This is a genomic window from Brucella anthropi ATCC 49188 (assembly GCF_000017405.1).
Taxonomy (GTDB): domain Bacteria; phylum Pseudomonadota; class Alphaproteobacteria; order Rhizobiales; family Rhizobiaceae; genus Brucella; species Brucella anthropi.
The window spans coordinates 2,239,589-2,255,060 of sequence record NC_009667.1 but is presented as its reverse complement, the minus strand read 5'-3'; the positions used below and the strand labels follow the sequence as shown (position 1 = coordinate 2,255,060).

Here is a 15,472-nt window from a genome sequence, read left to right as displayed (position 1 = left end):
ATTTCAATCATTTCGAAGAATCGCGTGACGTGAGAAACACGACCAGTATCACAGCAATCTGTCTTGGCATCTAAGACCAAAGCATGCGTGTACTGTCGGTCCATATAGGCTATTACCCGGGCGGCGCCGTATTTCGCAGATGGTCGGTAGCAGCATCTTGCTTTCGAGACAGCGAGCGCCATTTCCGGCTCAGGTCCGGATGGGAAGGAAGGTCGATTTAAAGATGTTGGAAGCACGTATTCGAAACACTTCGCTTCGAGACAAGATCATTACCGCTGAACAGGCTGCGAGCCTTATCCAGGACGGTATGGTCGTCGGCATGAGTGGATTTACCCGCGCTGGCGACGCCAAGGCTGTACCCGTTGCCATGGCTGCCCGTGCTGCGACAGATCCCTTCAAGATCACGCTGATTACTGGCGCTTCCCTCGGCCACGACGTCGACAAGATTCTTACAGAAGCACACGTGCTTTCGCGGCGCATGCCGTTTCAGGTCGACAGAACCCTGCGTGCCGCGATCAATCGCGGCGAAGTGATGTTCATCGACCAGCATCTTTCCGAAACTGTAGAGCAATTGCGCTCAAACCAGATCGGTCCTATCGACTACGCCGTGGTCGAGGCTCTTGCCATCACCGAGAGCGGCGGAATCATTCCCACGACATCGATCGGCAATTCGGCAAGTTTTGCCATTCTGGCCGATAAGGTCATCGTTGAAGTGAACCTTAATCAGCCTATGGCGCTTGAAGGTCTGCACGACATCTATATTCCAACGAAGCGCCCTTCCCGCGACCCTATACCGGTCACGGCGTGCGACAGCCGCGTCGGCCTGCCCTATATCCCGATCCCACCGGAAAAGATCGCAGGCATCGTCATCACGCAGGAAAATGACAGCGCCTCGACCGTGGAACCGGCCGACGGTGAAACAATAGCCATTGCGGGCCATCTGATTGAATTTCTGATGCAGGAAGTCGCTGCCGGACGTCTTGATCTGACGCTCAATCCGCTTCAGGCTGGCATCGGCACCATTGCAAATGCCGTATTGAACGGTTTTGCCGATAGCCCGTTCCACAATCTGCGCATGTATAGCGAAGTGCTGCAGGACAGCACCTTCGACCTGTTCGATGCCGGAAAGCTCGACTTTGCATCAGGATCATCGATCACGCTCAGCCCCGCCTGTGGAGAGCGTGTCTTCAACAATATCGACCGTTACCGCGACAAGCTTATTCTGCGCCCGCAGGAAATCAGCAACCACCCGGAAGTCATCCGTCGTCTCGGCATTATCGGTATCAATACCGCGCTCGAATTCGACATTTATGGCAATGTGAATTCCACGCATGTCGACGGCACACATATGATGAACGGGATTGGCGGTTCAGGCGACTTTGCCCGTAACGCCTTCATCTCGATCTTCGTGACCAAATCCGAAGCCAAGAACGGCGCGATATCGTCCGTCGTTCCGATGGTCACGCATGTCGACCACACCGAGCACGACGTGGACATTCTGGTAACGGAACAGGGCCTTGCCGATCTGCGCGGCCTCGCCCCTCGTGAGCGGGCCCGTGTCATCATCGACAACTGTGCGCACCCGGATTATCGCCCACAACTCAACGATTATTTCGACCGCGCTTGCGCACGTGGCGGGCATACACCTCATCTAATTGAAGAGGCTTTCAGCTGGCATCAGCGCCGCCGCGAGACGGGCAGCATGCGTAGCTGAGTATCTGAAAAATCTTGCACTGTTCGGTGCCAGCTTGATTTAAGTTATTGCTTACAAAGCGGAACCTTCTTTTCCTTGGAACGTTAACCGGCACATCGTTTTTGGATTGGAGACGATGTGCCGCTAGCAAGAGCCCTGCTCTTTCTTTCGGTTTGAACGGGCTCAATCGGCGGCGTCGAGGAACGGTCGTCGGTTAGGCAACGCAACCCCAAGTTCCGGGAAGGATCAGACCGCCTATGTCCATCCTCATCAGCCTTCTGATAACAATTCTTGTTATCTTCCTCGTACTTTATCTCATCAACATGCTGCCTCTGGATGCCAAGGTCAAACAGATCGCTCAAGTTATCGTGATCATTATTGGCATCATTTCGCTTCTGAAATATTTGGCGGTCTTCTGATTCAAGCCATCAGCAGTCATAATGCCGGCGAAATCCCGGCCAAAATCCCGGAGTGTCAGGCCGCTCCGGGATTCGTTACAATGCCCTACCCAGGGTATTTCCTGACTTATATTAGCCACTTACGATTTATGTCTCGTTGAGACGGTTCTTTTAAACATAGTTGTGCTTAATTACGTTTCCTCGTAACATATATTCGCTATGCTACCTGTGATTGTGTCAATAATGGCACTCATAGACAAAAAATTGCAAGAAGCGCATGGTGGTATCTTTCCCCTCTCCGGCGTTCCTTTTATAAGGCCCACAAAATAAATGCCCGTTCTTAATAGGGATCAGGCGCGGGTCGTAGATCATCCTCACTCAGGGTTGGGAGCGCGAGGAAATGAAGAAGACTGCTCTACTAAAAGCAGCCTTGATAACGTTGTCTGTCGTGTTGTTCTCTCTCGGGGCAACCTCGATAGTGGCGTTTACTTCTGGCGTCACGCCTGGCATCGTCGCGCTCGGCCTCAGCGCGGGCATTCCCGCAGCCACGGCCTTCCCTTCTCTTGCCTATATTTTTCATCAACATAGCAAGTTGCAAGATGCATATCTCCAGCTTGAGAAAGCGCATGTCGAACTGCAGGCACGGTCACGGATCGACCACATGACTGGTCTTCTCAACCGTGAAGCGTTGTTCGAGGCCATGAAGATCAGCCGTTCCCGTATCGAAACCGGCACCTTGCTCGTTATCGATGCCGACCATTTCAAGGCGATCAACGATACGTTTGGCCACGGCGTCGGCGACCGCGCATTGAAGCTGATCGCATTCGCGCTTCAGAATGTGACGCGAAAAGGCGATCTCGTCGGCCGTATCGGTGGGGAAGAATTCTGCGTTTTTCTGCCGGGTGCCAGTGGAGAGACCGGTATGCGGGTTGCACAGCGCATACGCGCAGAAGTAGAAAATACGCCGTTTCACACAACGGAGTATCAGGTCTATCCGTTGACGATCAGTATCGGTGTTGCCTCTGCGCCGAAAAATGAGACGAACTCGCAGGTACTCAGCCGCGCTGACCGCTGCCTCTATATTGCGAAACAACGCGGACGCAATTGCGTGGTCTTCGATGAAGAAAGTGGGCGCCTTGCCAGCGCATCTGTCGTTTCTATCGTAAGTGCTCGGGAAGTGGCGCGCGGGTAGCGCCGCGCTTCATTCCCAGGGTTCTATTACCTCTTCAGACCAACCGACCGGCACGAATCCCATTTTCTGATAGAGTTGCAGAGCTCGTGGGCTGTCGAGCGTATTGGTATGGATCGTCACCTTTTCCGGTCCATGCGCCCAGGCTGCGGAAATGGCCTCACTCAGGAAAAACTTTCCGAGACCCCGCCCCTGAAAATCATCAATGAGACCGAAATAGACAATCTCGGCAGCCTCCGGCAAAGCGGTCAAGTCGAGTTCGACAAATCCAGCGGGACAGCCTTCTGCATAAAGAACGTGGATTTCAGTCGTATCTGCATGAATTACGGCTGCAACTTCCGCATCCGTCTGAACACGGCGCATCATCCAGTGATGCTTACGCCCGATCTGTTCATAGAGATAGCGGTAGTAATGGACCGGCATGGCACCCGCGCGCATCATAGCGAGGCGGATACCAGACGGCACCGGCACCTGAACTGCCTGACGGGCAGACATTTCCAGGTGGGTGATGCGGGCGGTCAGTTTTCCGGTCATGCTTATTCAGCTTCACCGGTGACAACTGGTGTATCCTGCCGGCTTCCCCATTCACTCCAGGAACCGTCGTATAGACGATTATCCTTGTGACCGACCGACGCCAATGCAAGCATGATGACCGCTGCGGTCACGCCAGAGCCACAGCTCGTAACGACCGGTTGTGAGAGATCAACACCGGCCTCGTCGAAAATCTTACGCAGGCTTGCAAGGTCCTTTAGCTCACCGTTTTCAGACAAAGTGCCAACGGGAACGTTGCGTGCACCGGGCATATGGCCGGAGCGCATGCCTGCCCGTGGCTCGGCATCGCGTCCGGTGAAGCGTCCGGCTGCGCGTGCATCGGCGATCTGCGAGCGTCGCTCGTCCACAATTTCGCGCATCTGCACGAAATCGACTACAGCGGCCTCGTCGAATGATGGCGTGAACAGCGTTGGCGCAATCTTTGTGGCTTCTTCGGTCACCGGATAACCAGCCTTTTTCCAGCCGTCGAAGCCGCCATCAAGTACATAGACATTCTTCACACCCATCACGCGGAACATCCACCAGACGCGCGGTGCGGAAAACATGCCGACTCCGTCATAGACAACAACTGTCTCATCAGCCGTAATTCCCATGGCACCAACATGCTGCGCAAAAAGCTCTGGCGACGGCAGGGTGTGCGGCAGACCGGATTCCTTGTCAGCAATCTTGTCCTGATCGAAGAACACAGCGCCTGGAATATGTGCAGCGTTGTATTCTTCCTGCCCGTTGCGTCCAGCAGCCGGGAGATACCAGGAGGCATCGACAATCGCGATGCCCGGCTTGCCGAGCCGTTCTTTCAACCAGTCCCGTGAAACGACGAAGGCGCTTTTCTCTACCATGGGTAAACACTCCTCAAGCATATTTCGTAAAACCGGGAAACATGCAGAAAACAATGGGTTCAGGCTTCTGGCAAGGGGCCAAAGCGAATGCGGAACCGGCGGTTTTCCTTGCCCTTTTTCTCGATCTTGCCGATGTGGATTTCACCCACTTCCTGCGTTTCGGAAACGTGCGTACCACCGCAAGGTTGCGAATCCACCACGCCGTTTTCACCGATAAGAACAAGGCGTATGCGACCGAGCCCCACCGGAGGACGCACATTCTTCGACTTTACGATATCCGGATTTGCAAGGAATTCTTCATCGCTGATCCAGCGAATGGCAACCGCGTCATTGGCATTCACCCGCTCCATGAGCCTTTCGGTCACGAATTCCTTGGTGTAGCTCGGATCGGGAAGATCGAAATCAACGCGACTTTCATCCTCGCCCACCGCAGCGCCGGTAATCGAAAACGGGCAGACAACGGAAAGCAGGTGGCAGGCCGTATGCATCCGCATCAGCTTGTAGCGACGCGGCCAGTCAAGATGCAGGACCAGCTTTTCACCGACAGTGGGCGAAGCCTGTCCTTCTGCCGGAACATGAATGATTTCGTTCTTGTTTTCGCCCGTAACGGTTGCCGAAATCTCGATACGAGAACCATCCGCGCGCTCGAGAAAGCCGATATCCCCCGGTTGGCCGCCGGAGGTCGCATAGAAGTTTGTCTGGTCGAGAATAATCCCGCCCGTCTCGGTAATGGCGAGTACCGTGCCCTCCGCCGTTGAAAGATAGGAATCTTCGCGGAAAAGCGCTTCGGTCTCGTATGCCATGATTATCCCTCGAACGGTATGTCTATCTCGGTCTTCCTCTCCAGCCATCCCGGCACTGGCAGGTTCTTGCCACGCAGGAAAGCAGGATTGAACAGCTTGGACTGGTAACGATTACCATAGTCGCAAAGCACCGTCACAATTGTGTGGCCCGGCCCGAGATCTTTTGCAAGCCGGATTGCGCCTGCAATATTGATACCCGAAGAACCACCGAGGCAAAGTCCCTCATTTTCCACGAGATCGAAAACGATATCGAGCGCCTCCGCGTCGGAGAGGCGATAAGAGAAATCGGGGGTGAACCCCTCAAGATTGGCGGTGACACGCCCCTGCCCGATGCCTTCGGTGATCGAGTCGCCTTCGGCTTTCAGCTCGCCTGTCGTATAGAAGGAATGGAGTGCAGCTCCATATGGATCGGCAAGTGCGATCTTGATATCGGCATTGTGGTCCTTCAGACCGAATGCGGTGCCGACAAGCGTTCCACCCGATCCAACAGCGGCGACAAACCCGTCCACCTTGCCGTCAGTATCCCGCCAGATTTCCTGCGCCGTTGTTTCGATATGGGCCTGCCGGTTGATCGGATTATCGAATTGATTGGCCCAGACCGCGCCGTTCGGCTCGCTTCTGGCAAGTTGTTCGGCCAATCGTCCCGACAGACGCACATAATTGTTCGGGTTGCGATAGGGGGCAGCTGGAACTTCAATCAGTTCGGCGCCAAGCAGGCGCAGCGCGTCCTTCTTTTCCTGGCTTTGCGTTTCGGGAATAACGATAACTGTCCGATAGCCAAGCGCTTTCGCGACCATCGTGAGGCCGATGCCGGTATTGCCGGCCGTACCTTCAACGATGACACCACCGGGTTTCAGAAGCCCGCGCTTTTCGGCATCGCGAATAATATAGAGCGCTGCGCGGTCCTTCACCGACTGTCCGGGATTGAGAAATTCGGCCTTGCCATAAATTGCGCAGCCGGTCAGTTCGGAAGCCTTTTTCAAAGGGATCAATGGCGTATTGCCGATTACGTCGAGCACCGATTGGAACATGGCTTCCGTCCTTCCTGTTTTGAAGAGGAAATTATGAGGAACGGCCCTGCCCTTCAAGCAAGCATGGAATATTTTTCCAAGCCATTACGCAAATTGAAACCCATCCTACGCTCATAAATAGAAAAGCCGCCCGAAATGGGCGGCTTTTTGAAAAAATATTCAAGGCAAGCTTACGCTGCGCGCTGTCCGCCATTGCCGTTGGCATTGCGGCGCTTGCGGCGGAACGGACGCTTCGCTTTCGGAGCGGCTTCACCTGCTGCGTGACCGCCTGTACGATGGTCGCCTGACTTCGGGGCTGCACGACGCGGCTTCTGCGCCGTTCCGCCCTTGCGATGCTGGGTCTTCTGTGGGCGTTCGCCCGGAGCCGCTGCGCGCGGTGCCGGAGCAGGTGCAAGCTCCACAGGTGCATCCTTGATCGGAAGCTTGTTACGCGTCACACGCTCAACCGCTCTCAGCTTGGATTCTTCCGCTGCCGGATCATAGAGCGTGATCGATGCGCCGCTAGCGCCATTACGGCCGGTACGGCCAATACGGTGCACATAGGTTTCCGGCTCGTCAGGCAGATCGTAGTTCACGACGTGGCTGATACCCGGCACGTCGATGCCGCGAGCAGCAATGTCCGTTGCGATCAAAATCCGCAGCGATCCATCACGGAATCCGTTCAGCGCACGCTGACGTGCATTCTGCGACTTGTTGCCGTGAATGGCGGCGACTTCATAGCCATCGCGTTCCAGATGACGGACCACCGCATCGGCACCGTGCTTGGTGCGGGTGAAGACGATGACCGAACGCATGGCCTTGTCACCCAGCAGCGCGGAAAGAAGACGGCGCTTCTCCTTGGTGTGCACAGGATGCACAACCTGCGTGATTTCAGCAGCCGTCGTTCCCTGCGGAGCGACTTCCACACGAACCGGATCATGCAGCAAGCTTCCTGCCAGCGACGCGATTTCCTTCGGCATGGTGGCCGAAAACAGCGCGGTCTGACGATCGGAATGCGTCGCTTTTGCAATGCGCTTCACATCGTTGATGAAGCCCATGTCCAGCATACGGTCCGCTTCGTCGAGGACGAGCCAACGCGTCTGCGAAAGGTCTACCAGACCGTCACGCATCAGATCGGTCAAACGACCAGGCGTGGCGATCAGAACGTCGATGCCCGGTGCGATGCGCTTGATCTGGGACAGCTTGGAAACGCCGCCCAACACAAGCGCTGTCGAGATATGCGCGTGTTTGGAAACATTGCGGATCGTCTGTTCAATTTGCACGGCGAGTTCACGCGTTGGTGCCAGGATCAGCGCGCGTGCAGTTTTTGGACGGCGCTTGTCGCCAAGGCCGATGATCTTCTGCAGGATCGGCAGGCTGAAAGCTGCGGTCTTGCCGGAGCCCGTCTGCGCGATACCAAGAATATCGCGGCCTTCAAGCTGGTGTGGAATCGCCTGCAACTGGATCGGCTTCGGCTCGGTCATGCCAGCGGCTTCGACGCCCTTGAGCAAAATGCCGGTAACGCCGAGAGCGGCAAAGCCGCCCGTAATTTCTTTTGTCAATTCAATCTCTTTCGGCGGCACCATGATGTCATGGTCCGCATACAAATGCCGGTCAAGCGCAACTTGCCGAACTCTATCTGTTCAATGATAACGACGGGACGCCGAAGCTTGTAAACTCCAGGCGACTTGCGCTGCCGTGCCCGAACATTTTCTCGGGTCTCCCCGCTTCCGGACCATTCCGGAAGACAGAGGCGAGACGCAACAAGTCCAATGCCGGGAAAGCCGACGAACACGTCGGCCCATGCGCCTGACGCGGCATATGGGGTGTTTTCGTCGAAAAAGCAACTGATTTCGCTTAAGGCACCGAAATCAGATGATGAAATCAGCGAGCACCTGATTGTCCGTTATGTCCTGATAGGCCCAACCGGCTTCTGCGAATTTCTTTTCCAGAAGTTTAAAGTTCGATGCGTTCTTCGTTTCGATGCCAATCAGAACTGAACCGAAATTGCGCGCAGATTTCTTCAGATATTCGAAACGCGCAATATCATCTTCAGGACCCAGAAGATCAAGGAACGACCGAAGCGCGCCCGGCCTTTGCGGGAAGCGGAAGATGAAATATTTCTTCAAACCTTCGAAGCGCAGTGCACGCTCACGAACATCCGGCAGGCGCTCGAAGTCGAAATTGCCGCCCGAAACAACAATGACGATGCGCTTACCTTTGAGGTCGCTCTTCTTGAAATCCTTCAGCGCATCAATGCCGAGCGCGCCCGCTGGTTCAAGCACAACGCCCTCAATATTAAGCATTTCGATGATTGTTGCGCAAAGCCGGTTTTCCGGAACAGTTATAACAGTTTTCGGATCGAATCCTTTGAGAAGCTTGAAGTTTTCTTTTCCGATCTCGGCAACAGCTGCACCATCGACGAAATTGTCGACATGCGTAAGTTTGATACGCTTGCCTGCTTCAAGGCTCCCTTTCAGGCTCGCAGCGCCCTGTGGCTCGATAAAGCGGAAACTCGTCTTCCAGCCCAGATCTGAAACATATTGCGTAACGCCGCCGGACAATCCGCCGCCACCGACAGGCAGCAGAATAAAGTCGGGCTTCTTTCCCTCCGGCAACTGCCGCTCGATCTCAAGCGCTACCGTCGCCTGCCCCTCAACGATACCGGGATGATCGAAAGGCGGCACCATCACGCCTTTCTGGCTTGCGGCAAACTCCTGCGACGCGGCATAGCAAACGTCGAAAATATCGCCCACCAGCTTAATTTCAATGAATTCGCCGCCAAAAGCGCGGGTCTTGTCGATTTTCTGCTGCGGCGTCGTAACCGGCATGAAAACGACACCCTTGCGGCCAAAATGGCGGCAGACGAATGCAAAACCCTGTGCATGGTTGCCTGCGGAAGCACAAACGAACACCGCATTCTTGTCGGTCGTTTCGACCGCCTTGGAGATGAAGTTGAAAGCGCCACGAATCTTGTAGGACCGGACCGGCGTGAGATCTTCGCGCTTGAGCCAAATTTCCGCACCGTACTTCCGTGAAAGGTAATCGTTGAGCTGCAGCGGCGTTTCAGGAAACAGCGCGCGCATTGCCTTTTCGGCCTCGGATACGGATTTGACGAAGGCGGTCATTATTCGACTTTCTGCATTTCCTGCTGGATTTCCGCCCATCGCTACATGGGTTTGACAATGCAGACAAGGTTGAAGCTCGTCAGGTCGCCAAATCAACGATTTAGAGTAAGCATATATTCGGCAATACTAACTGTTGATGTTAACAGGCTTTGTGGCTTGAATTCGTGACACAAATCATGACATAGACGAGGGCAATTGCTGCGGTCGTGGCGAAATTGGTATACGCAACGGACTTAAAATCCGTCGTCTTTTAGACTTGCGGGTTCAAGTCCCGCCGACCGCACCACCTCCTCCTTTTGCGCTCAGTTTTCCCATATCCGCTCCAGGCAACCTCGCCTTGACAATTTGCTGCCCTATCCTCCAGTTTTCCCCTACTCGAAACAGATGCAGACGGAACAATGGAAGAGCAAGCCACACAGTTGATCGCAAATACAAACGCATTCGTTCTCCAGATGTACGACCTTCTCATACGATATTCAGTCTCCACACTCGGTGCGCTGATTATCCTTTGCGTCGGCTGGATACTGGCCGGAATCCTTCAAAAATGGACCATACAGTCGCTGTCGAAAATTCGCGGCTTCGACCAGACTCTGGTCGGATTCTTCGGCGCTGTCGTCCGCTACAGCATACTCGTCATTATTCTGGTCATGGTTCTCGGGCAGTTTGGCGTCCAGACCGCGTCCATTCTCGCAGCGCTAGGCGCCATTGGCCTTGCTATCGGCCTCGCCCTTCAAGGTACGTTGCAGAACATCGCAGCAGGCATCATGATTCTGGTCCTCAGGCCATTTCGCGTTGGTGAATATATCAGTGCAGGCACCGTCGTCGGCACCGTGCAAGACGTCGGCTTGTTTGCGACGGAGCTCAAAACCATTGATGGCCTTTACGTGCTGGCACCCAATTCCTCTCTTTGGAATACGCCCGTCACCAATTACAGCCGCATGAAAACCCGCATGCACGAGTTCAAGGTGGGGATTGGCTACGAAGACAATATCGATCAGGCCTTCGCGATCATAAAGAAGATTGTCGAAGATCAGAAAGGTGTTCTCTCAACACCCGCACCGGCCTATTTCGTATCGCAACTGGGCGACAGTGCAGTCGTTCTCAGCGCCAACTACTGGATAAACAGCGCCGATTATGCGCAGGTGTCGCGCCACACAATCAAAACGGTGAAGATCGAATTTGACAAAGCCGGGATCAACATCCCTTATCCGCAAATGACTTATCATGTTATTGAAAAAGATAATAAAACAGAAACAGTTAACTGATCTTTCTAACTATTTTTTCAGAGAAGCCGCAGATTGAATCTGCGGCTTTTCAATAGCTGCTACTCCACTCAACTGTTCAGCTTGGCAGTGATTTCCGCAACACGCTTGCCCTGAAACCGCGCCCCGTCCAGTTCCTGTTCCGAAGGCTGGCGCGAACCGTCGCCATCTGCAGTTGTCGTCATCCCATAGGGAGCACCGCCGCGCACCACATCATTTCCCATCTGCCCCTGATAGGCATAGGAAAGCGGGACGATAATCATGCCCTGATGCTGCATCTGCCACTGTGTGGAAATCAACGCCAGTTCCGCGCCACCATGCTGCGTGGCTGTGGAAACCATCACCGACCCGACCTTGTTAATGAGGGCACCCTTTGCCCAGAGACCGCCGGTCTGGTCGAGGAAATTCTTCATTTGAGCCGCCATCATGCCATAGCGGGTAGCGGTGCCGATGATGATGGCGTCGTAATCCGCGAGTTCAGCCGGCGTGGCAATCGGCGCATCCTGATCGATCTTATAGTGCGAGGCTTTCGCGACATCCGGCGGAACCAGTTCCGGCACCCGTTTGATCGTGACCTCCGCGCCGCCTTCGCGCGCACCTTCAGCCGCCGCCTTGGCCATTTTCTCCATGTGACCATAGGCCGAATAATACAGCACCAGCACTTTAACCATGTGACGTCTCCATATCCCGATTTGTGAGGTCCCAACCTCGACAGGTTCAATTAGGGGAGCCGCCTTCTTTGGAAAGGCGCAACTTCTCGCACACGAATAAAATGCTGCAATAAAGCAGTTGCAGCCTTGTCCTGCTGGCGCTTAACTGATGCCAGAAAATGGAGTCTGGATATGACCAACAATCCGCAGCAAGCCGTCAAGGCAGCCATGCTGGCAATTGGCGACGAGCTTCTCTCAGGCCGCACCAAGGACAAGAATATCGGACATCTCGCCGATGTCCTGACAGCGGCGGGCATTGATCTCAAGGAAGTACGGATTGTTCCGGACGAAGAAATCGCCATCGTCGCCGCTTTGAATGCACTGCGACCGCATTATGACTATGTTTTCACGTCCGGTGGCATTGGCCCTACCCATGACGACATCACCGCCGATGCGGTTTCTGCGGCCTTTGGCGTGCCTTGTATCTATGACGAAAAAGCCATGAAACTGCTTGGCGACAATTATGCAAAGCGCGGGCTGGAATTCACCGACTCGCGCAAGCGCATGGCGCGTATGCCGCAAGGTTCTGAGCATATAGCGAACCCGATCTCCGCCGCACCTGGCTTTCATATCGGCAATGTCTATGTGATGGCAGGCGTGCCTTCCGTGTTTCAGGCAATGCTCGACAATGTACTGCCGACACTGAAGACCGGCCGCAAGCTTCTGTCCAGATCGGTGCTTTGTCCTTTTGGCGAAGGCGTGATTGGCGCGCCCCTGACGGAAATCCAGAAAGAAAACCCCGACACAATCATCGGTTCCTATCCAAAATTCGAGAATGGGCGCTTCAGCACGGAACTTGTCGTCCGCGGGAGCGATCCTCAAAAAATCGATACGGCAATTGATGCAATCGAAAAAATGATCTCGTCGCTCGAAACAAAAGGTGCCGCTTAATCCTTTGCAACCTTTTGCCCGCGCAACTCGTTGCACTATATGCTAAAATAGAAACACAGCCGGAAGGAGTTCGGTCATGTCCTACAAGACGGTGGTTGCCTATTCTCGCAGTGAATCCGAGTTGAAGCGGGTTGTGTCCGCCGTTGGACTTCTAAAGCAGAAGGTGCCCGATATTCACGTCATCGGGCTTTATTCAATCCCTTCGCCCATCGTCTATGCCGACCCGAACGGCTTCATCGATCCGGGAATGTTCGAACTGCATGACAAGCAGCACAAGGAACTTTCCGAAAGACTGAAACATCTCTTCGAGGAAGAGATGCGCCGTCAGGGCACCAACTATGAATATCGCATCACGCGATCCGAAACCGGCACCGCTGCTGATGGCGTGCTGACTGCTTGTCTTGGAGCCGAATTGCTGGTCGCCGGGCAACCCGACCCCGACGATCCGGCCACCAACGACGAAACCGCCGATACGATTGTTTTCAATTCCAGCTGCCCTGTTCTGCTGGTTCCCTATGCACCGGTGCTGCAGATGGTTTCGCTCGACCGGATCGTCGTCGCCTTTAACGGCAAGCGGGAAGCAGCCCGGGCCGCTTTCGACGCCCTGCCCTTGATGAAACATGCCGACAGAACGGAAATCGTTTGGGTCGATCCACCGGAAATTGAAGGCGAGGATCAGGCTTTGGCGAGCCACGATATTGCGGAATCACTGTCCCGGCATGGGATTGATGTCACGACCACAGCACTGGCATCCAACGGACGTTATGCGCAGGATGCGTTGAGGGAACATATCATCGCTGAACGCGCTGATCTTTTCGTGATGGGCGCTTACAGTCATTCCCGGTTGCGTGAACTGGTCTTTGGCGGGGTGACGCGCTCCATGCTGAACGAGCTGCCCATTCTCACGCTTTTCTCGCGTTAGAAGACACGATTGAAGCCAGTTTGATCCGGCAATTGGCCAACAACTGGCTGACAACTAGCCTGTGATGACACGACACGCTTGCAAGAACACCATTTTTGCGGTTATCAGCATCACCCGGCGCTGACTGTGCCGGGTGGAGAGCCTTTTCCTCTCTTGCCGCCCGCCTGAAAGGGCGCAGACGAAGAAAAGCCGCAGATCCTGACAGTTACAGCGCTTGGCAATCCGTCATAGCGCATTTTTGGTTTTTAAAGGTCCGGAGAACGAGCTCCGGATCGTTCCACGGAGCGTTTCGATGTCCTTGCCAGATAAAGCCTTCCCAGTTTCATGGGATCAGTTCCACCGTGATGCCCGCGCCCTCGCCTGGCGGATTGCCGGTATGAATCGCGATTGGCACGCAATTGTTGCCATCACGCGTGGCGGTCTGGTCCCTGCAGCCATTGTCTGCCGCGAACTCGGCATTCGTCTCATCGAAACCGTCTGTATTGCCTCCTATCACGACTACACGTCGCAAGGCGACATGCAGATCCTCAAGGGTGTGAGCGAAACACTTCTGGAAAATGGCGGCGAAGGCGTCATTGTCGTAGACGACCTGACCGACACCGGCAAAACCGCAGCCATCGTGCGGGAAATGATGCCGAAGGCCCATTTTGCGACTGTTTACGCCAAGCCGAAAGGCCGTCCGCTGATCGATACCTTCGTAACGGAAGTGTCTCAGGACACCTGGATCTATTTCCCTTGGGATATGGGCTTCACCTATCAGGAACCGATCGCAGGCGACAAGCGCGGCTGAAGCCCGACAGACTTGAAGCCATAAATCCATCGAATGCACTTCCGATAAAACTGGCGGATTCACATCCGCCAGATCAAAACGCTGCGAAACGAAAACAAACGAACGCGATTGCGGTGATATTTCCGCCGCAATCGCACCTTATGGAAAGCGCATCGAAATAACGCCGATTAGAGGCAGATAGCGTTTTCAAAGCCGCCATCTCCTGCCGAAATTTTAGTAATACCTTTAAAATAAAAGCTTTTTTGAATATTTTCAAAGGTCAGCTGCCTAACTAATCAGTTGTTATTTTGGCGAATCGGATCATGCTATAGATAAAAAGGGGATTTTCGCGGTGAAGTCGCAGGCCAAACAACTGATTGCAACCGAAAAGCGTATTTTGACGCCTTCCGGTCGTTTGCAGCAGGTTGCGGCGCTTGTCTATCGTCGCGACATGGGCACCCTCAAGGTTCTCGTCATTACGAGCCGCGGTACAGGCCGCTGGATCATCCCCAAAGGCTGGCCGCAAGTTGGTCGCACTCTGGCAGATACTGCTCTTCGTGAAGCTTATGAAGAAGCAGGCATTCGTGGTGAGGTCTCACCAGTACCAATCGGTAGTTTCTGCTACTGCAAGACCGATCTGCCACCTGAACGCATAAACCAGTTCACGGCGGCGGTATTCGCGGTGCAGTTCACCGGGCAGGAGAAAGACTGGCCTGAGCGGGATCAGCGCATCTGCGAATGGGTGTCGCCGCAGGAAGCGGCCAATCGCGTCGAAGAGACCGAACTGAAGCAGTTACTGAACCATTTTGGTGATTCGGGAATTGCCGCTGCTGCGGAGTAAGCAGCCCGCAAGCCGTCTTCAATGCAACATTCCCCCGGATTACGATCCTTTTGCAGGGATTTTCTCTTTCGACAGTCGACGCTGCCGTGCTTGTTCCTCTAACTGCTAATAATAGCGGCTATCCAGGCTCCCCAAATCACATAGCCGGCTTGGTTCGCAAAAGTGTCGCTTCTCCCCGTTATCCACATTTGCCCCAAGCTGTTACGCACAATATCTAGATGCTGGAGCGTTACAACAAACCATTGCTTGACGCTCGAAGCCGAGTCGTTTTTTATGATACTATCGTTGCGTAAGTAGCGTGATCGGGCGTTGTAATCTGCCGGTCCTTTTTTCGGTCAAGTTGAGTATCGAACGAGCGTTGCGCTTTGAAAGTGCGGTTTTCGCTCGGTGCTTTCTTGCGCCCAAATTCTGGGTTCGCCCTTCTCTGGAGAAGCAGATGCAACATCAATCAGAAACAGCGTTAAC

General features: G+C 54.3%; 15 protein-coding genes and 1 tRNA gene. 9 read left to right on the top strand and 7 right to left on the bottom strand.

Annotation, left to right across the window (positions count from 1 at the left end; translation table 11 throughout):
* The first annotated feature begins 223 nt into the window (after positions 1-223).
* From scpC to OANT_RS11115, 3 genes are all read left to right on the top strand, one after another.
* Complete coding sequence (gene scpC / locus OANT_RS11120) at positions 224-1,714, top strand: succinyl-CoA:acetate CoA-transferase ScpC (protein ID WP_040129276.1); 1,491 nt, start codon at positions 224-226, stop codon at positions 1,712-1,714.
* A gap of 236 nt (positions 1,715-1,950) precedes the next feature.
* Positions 1,951-2,112 carry a Thivi_2564 family membrane protein gene (locus OANT_RS26880; RefSeq protein ID WP_010660091.1) on the top strand — a complete coding sequence of 54 codons (162 nt, stop codon included), beginning with the start codon at positions 1,951-1,953 and terminating at the stop codon, positions 2,110-2,112.
* A 379-nt stretch (positions 2,113-2,491) separates the two neighbouring features.
* Entirely contained in the window at positions 2,492-3,283 is a 792-nt protein-coding gene (locus tag OANT_RS11115) for a GGDEF domain-containing protein (protein WP_012092042.1), read from the top strand.
* A gap of 9 nt (positions 3,284-3,292) precedes the next feature.
* On the opposite strand, the gene OANT_RS11110 is transcribed toward OANT_RS11115, so the two are convergent.
* The 6 genes from OANT_RS11110 to ilvA all read right to left on the bottom strand — a co-directional run bounded on the left by OANT_RS11110 (position 3,293) and on the right by ilvA (position 9,615).
* Positions 3,293-3,814, bottom strand: coding sequence for a GNAT family N-acetyltransferase (locus OANT_RS11110; RefSeq protein WP_010660089.1), 522 nt, complete (start codon positions 3,812-3,814; stop codon positions 3,293-3,295).
* Between the two features lie 2 nt (positions 3,815-3,816).
* Entirely contained in the window at positions 3,817-4,671 is an 855-nt protein-coding gene (gene sseA, locus OANT_RS11105; RefSeq protein WP_012092041.1) for a 3-mercaptopyruvate sulfurtransferase, read from the bottom strand.
* A gap of 59 nt (positions 4,672-4,730) precedes the next feature.
* Positions 4,731-5,474, bottom strand: a complete 744-nt coding sequence (locus OANT_RS11100; RefSeq protein ID WP_012092040.1) for an alanyl-tRNA editing protein — start codon at positions 5,472-5,474, stop codon at positions 4,731-4,733.
* Between the two features lie 2 nt (positions 5,475-5,476).
* The gene (locus tag OANT_RS11095) at positions 5,477-6,505 is read right to left on the bottom strand and encodes a cysteine synthase A (RefSeq protein ID WP_012092039.1); all 1,029 of its coding nucleotides are present in this window, start codon (positions 6,503-6,505) and stop codon (positions 5,477-5,479) included.
* A gap of 170 nt (positions 6,506-6,675) precedes the next feature.
* On the bottom strand, positions 6,676-8,070 hold the full coding sequence (locus tag OANT_RS11090) for a DEAD/DEAH box helicase (protein WP_012092038.1): 1,395 nt from the start codon (positions 8,068-8,070) through the stop codon (positions 6,676-6,678).
* 285 nt (positions 8,071-8,355) lie between these two features.
* Entirely contained in the window at positions 8,356-9,615 is a 1,260-nt protein-coding gene (gene ilvA, locus OANT_RS11085; RefSeq protein ID WP_040130136.1) for a threonine ammonia-lyase IlvA, read from the bottom strand.
* Positions 9,616-9,812: 197 nt separating this feature from the next.
* Between ilvA and OANT_RS11080 the strand changes: the two genes are divergently transcribed.
* A tRNA-Leu gene (locus OANT_RS11080) sits at positions 9,813-9,898 on the top strand.
* Between the two features lie 112 nt (positions 9,899-10,010).
* Positions 10,011-10,877, top strand: coding sequence for a mechanosensitive ion channel family protein (locus OANT_RS11075; RefSeq protein WP_012092036.1), 867 nt, complete (start codon positions 10,011-10,013; stop codon positions 10,875-10,877).
* Between the two features lie 68 nt (positions 10,878-10,945).
* On the opposite strand, the gene wrbA is transcribed toward OANT_RS11075, so the two are convergent.
* Complete coding sequence (wrbA, locus tag OANT_RS11070; RefSeq protein WP_010660082.1) at positions 10,946-11,545, bottom strand: NAD(P)H:quinone oxidoreductase type IV; 600 nt, start codon at positions 11,543-11,545, stop codon at positions 10,946-10,948.
* A 171-nt stretch (positions 11,546-11,716) separates the two neighbouring features.
* On the opposite strand from wrbA, the gene OANT_RS11065 reads away from it, so the two are divergent.
* The 4 genes from OANT_RS11065 (at position 11,717) to OANT_RS11050 (ending at position 15,007) form a co-directional block, all read left to right on the top strand.
* Complete coding sequence (locus OANT_RS11065; RefSeq protein WP_012092035.1) at positions 11,717-12,475, top strand: competence/damage-inducible protein A; 759 nt, start codon at positions 11,717-11,719, stop codon at positions 12,473-12,475.
* A 76-nt stretch (positions 12,476-12,551) separates the two neighbouring features.
* Positions 12,552-13,397, top strand: coding sequence for a universal stress protein (locus tag OANT_RS11060; RefSeq protein ID WP_012092034.1), 846 nt, complete (start codon positions 12,552-12,554; stop codon positions 13,395-13,397).
* Between the two features lie 292 nt (positions 13,398-13,689).
* On the top strand, positions 13,690-14,187 hold the full coding sequence (gpt, locus tag OANT_RS11055) for a xanthine phosphoribosyltransferase (protein WP_012092033.1): 498 nt from the start codon (positions 13,690-13,692) through the stop codon (positions 14,185-14,187).
* 331 nt (positions 14,188-14,518) lie between these two features.
* The gene (locus tag OANT_RS11050; RefSeq protein WP_012092032.1) at positions 14,519-15,007 is read left to right on the top strand and encodes an NUDIX hydrolase; all 489 of its coding nucleotides are present in this window, start codon (positions 14,519-14,521) and stop codon (positions 15,005-15,007) included.
* Positions 15,008-15,472: the final 465 nt, after the last annotated feature.

Coding starts and splice junctions, on each gene's coding strand:
- sseA (WP_012092041.1), bottom strand. CDS start 4,671: ATGGTAGAGAAAAGCGCCTTCGTCGTTTCACGGGACTGGTTGAAAGAA.
- OANT_RS11110 (WP_010660089.1), bottom strand. CDS start 3,814: ATGACCGGAAAACTGACCGCCCGCATCACCCACCTGGAAATGTCTGCC.
- OANT_RS11065 (WP_012092035.1), top strand. CDS start 11,717: ATGACCAACAATCCGCAGCAAGCCGTCAAGGCAGCCATGCTGGCAATT.
- gpt (WP_012092033.1), top strand. CDS start 13,690: ATGTCCTTGCCAGATAAAGCCTTCCCAGTTTCATGGGATCAGTTCCAC.
- OANT_RS11060 (WP_012092034.1), top strand. CDS start 12,552: ATGTCCTACAAGACGGTGGTTGCCTATTCTCGCAGTGAATCCGAGTTG.
- OANT_RS11090 (WP_012092038.1), bottom strand. CDS start 8,070: ATGGTGCCGCCGAAAGAGATTGAATTGACAAAAGAAATTACGGGCGGC.
- OANT_RS11115 (WP_012092042.1), top strand. CDS start 2,492: ATGAAGAAGACTGCTCTACTAAAAGCAGCCTTGATAACGTTGTCTGTC.
- OANT_RS26880 (WP_010660091.1), top strand. CDS start 1,951: ATGTCCATCCTCATCAGCCTTCTGATAACAATTCTTGTTATCTTCCTC.
- OANT_RS11095 (WP_012092039.1), bottom strand. CDS start 6,505: ATGTTCCAATCGGTGCTCGACGTAATCGGCAATACGCCATTGATCCCT.
- wrbA (WP_010660082.1), bottom strand. CDS start 11,545: ATGGTTAAAGTGCTGGTGCTGTATTATTCGGCCTATGGTCACATGGAG.
- OANT_RS11075 (WP_012092036.1), top strand. CDS start 10,011: ATGGAAGAGCAAGCCACACAGTTGATCGCAAATACAAACGCATTCGTT.
- OANT_RS11100 (WP_012092040.1), bottom strand. CDS start 5,474: ATGGCATACGAGACCGAAGCGCTTTTCCGCGAAGATTCCTATCTTTCA.
- scpC (WP_040129276.1), top strand. CDS start 224: ATGTTGGAAGCACGTATTCGAAACACTTCGCTTCGAGACAAGATCATT.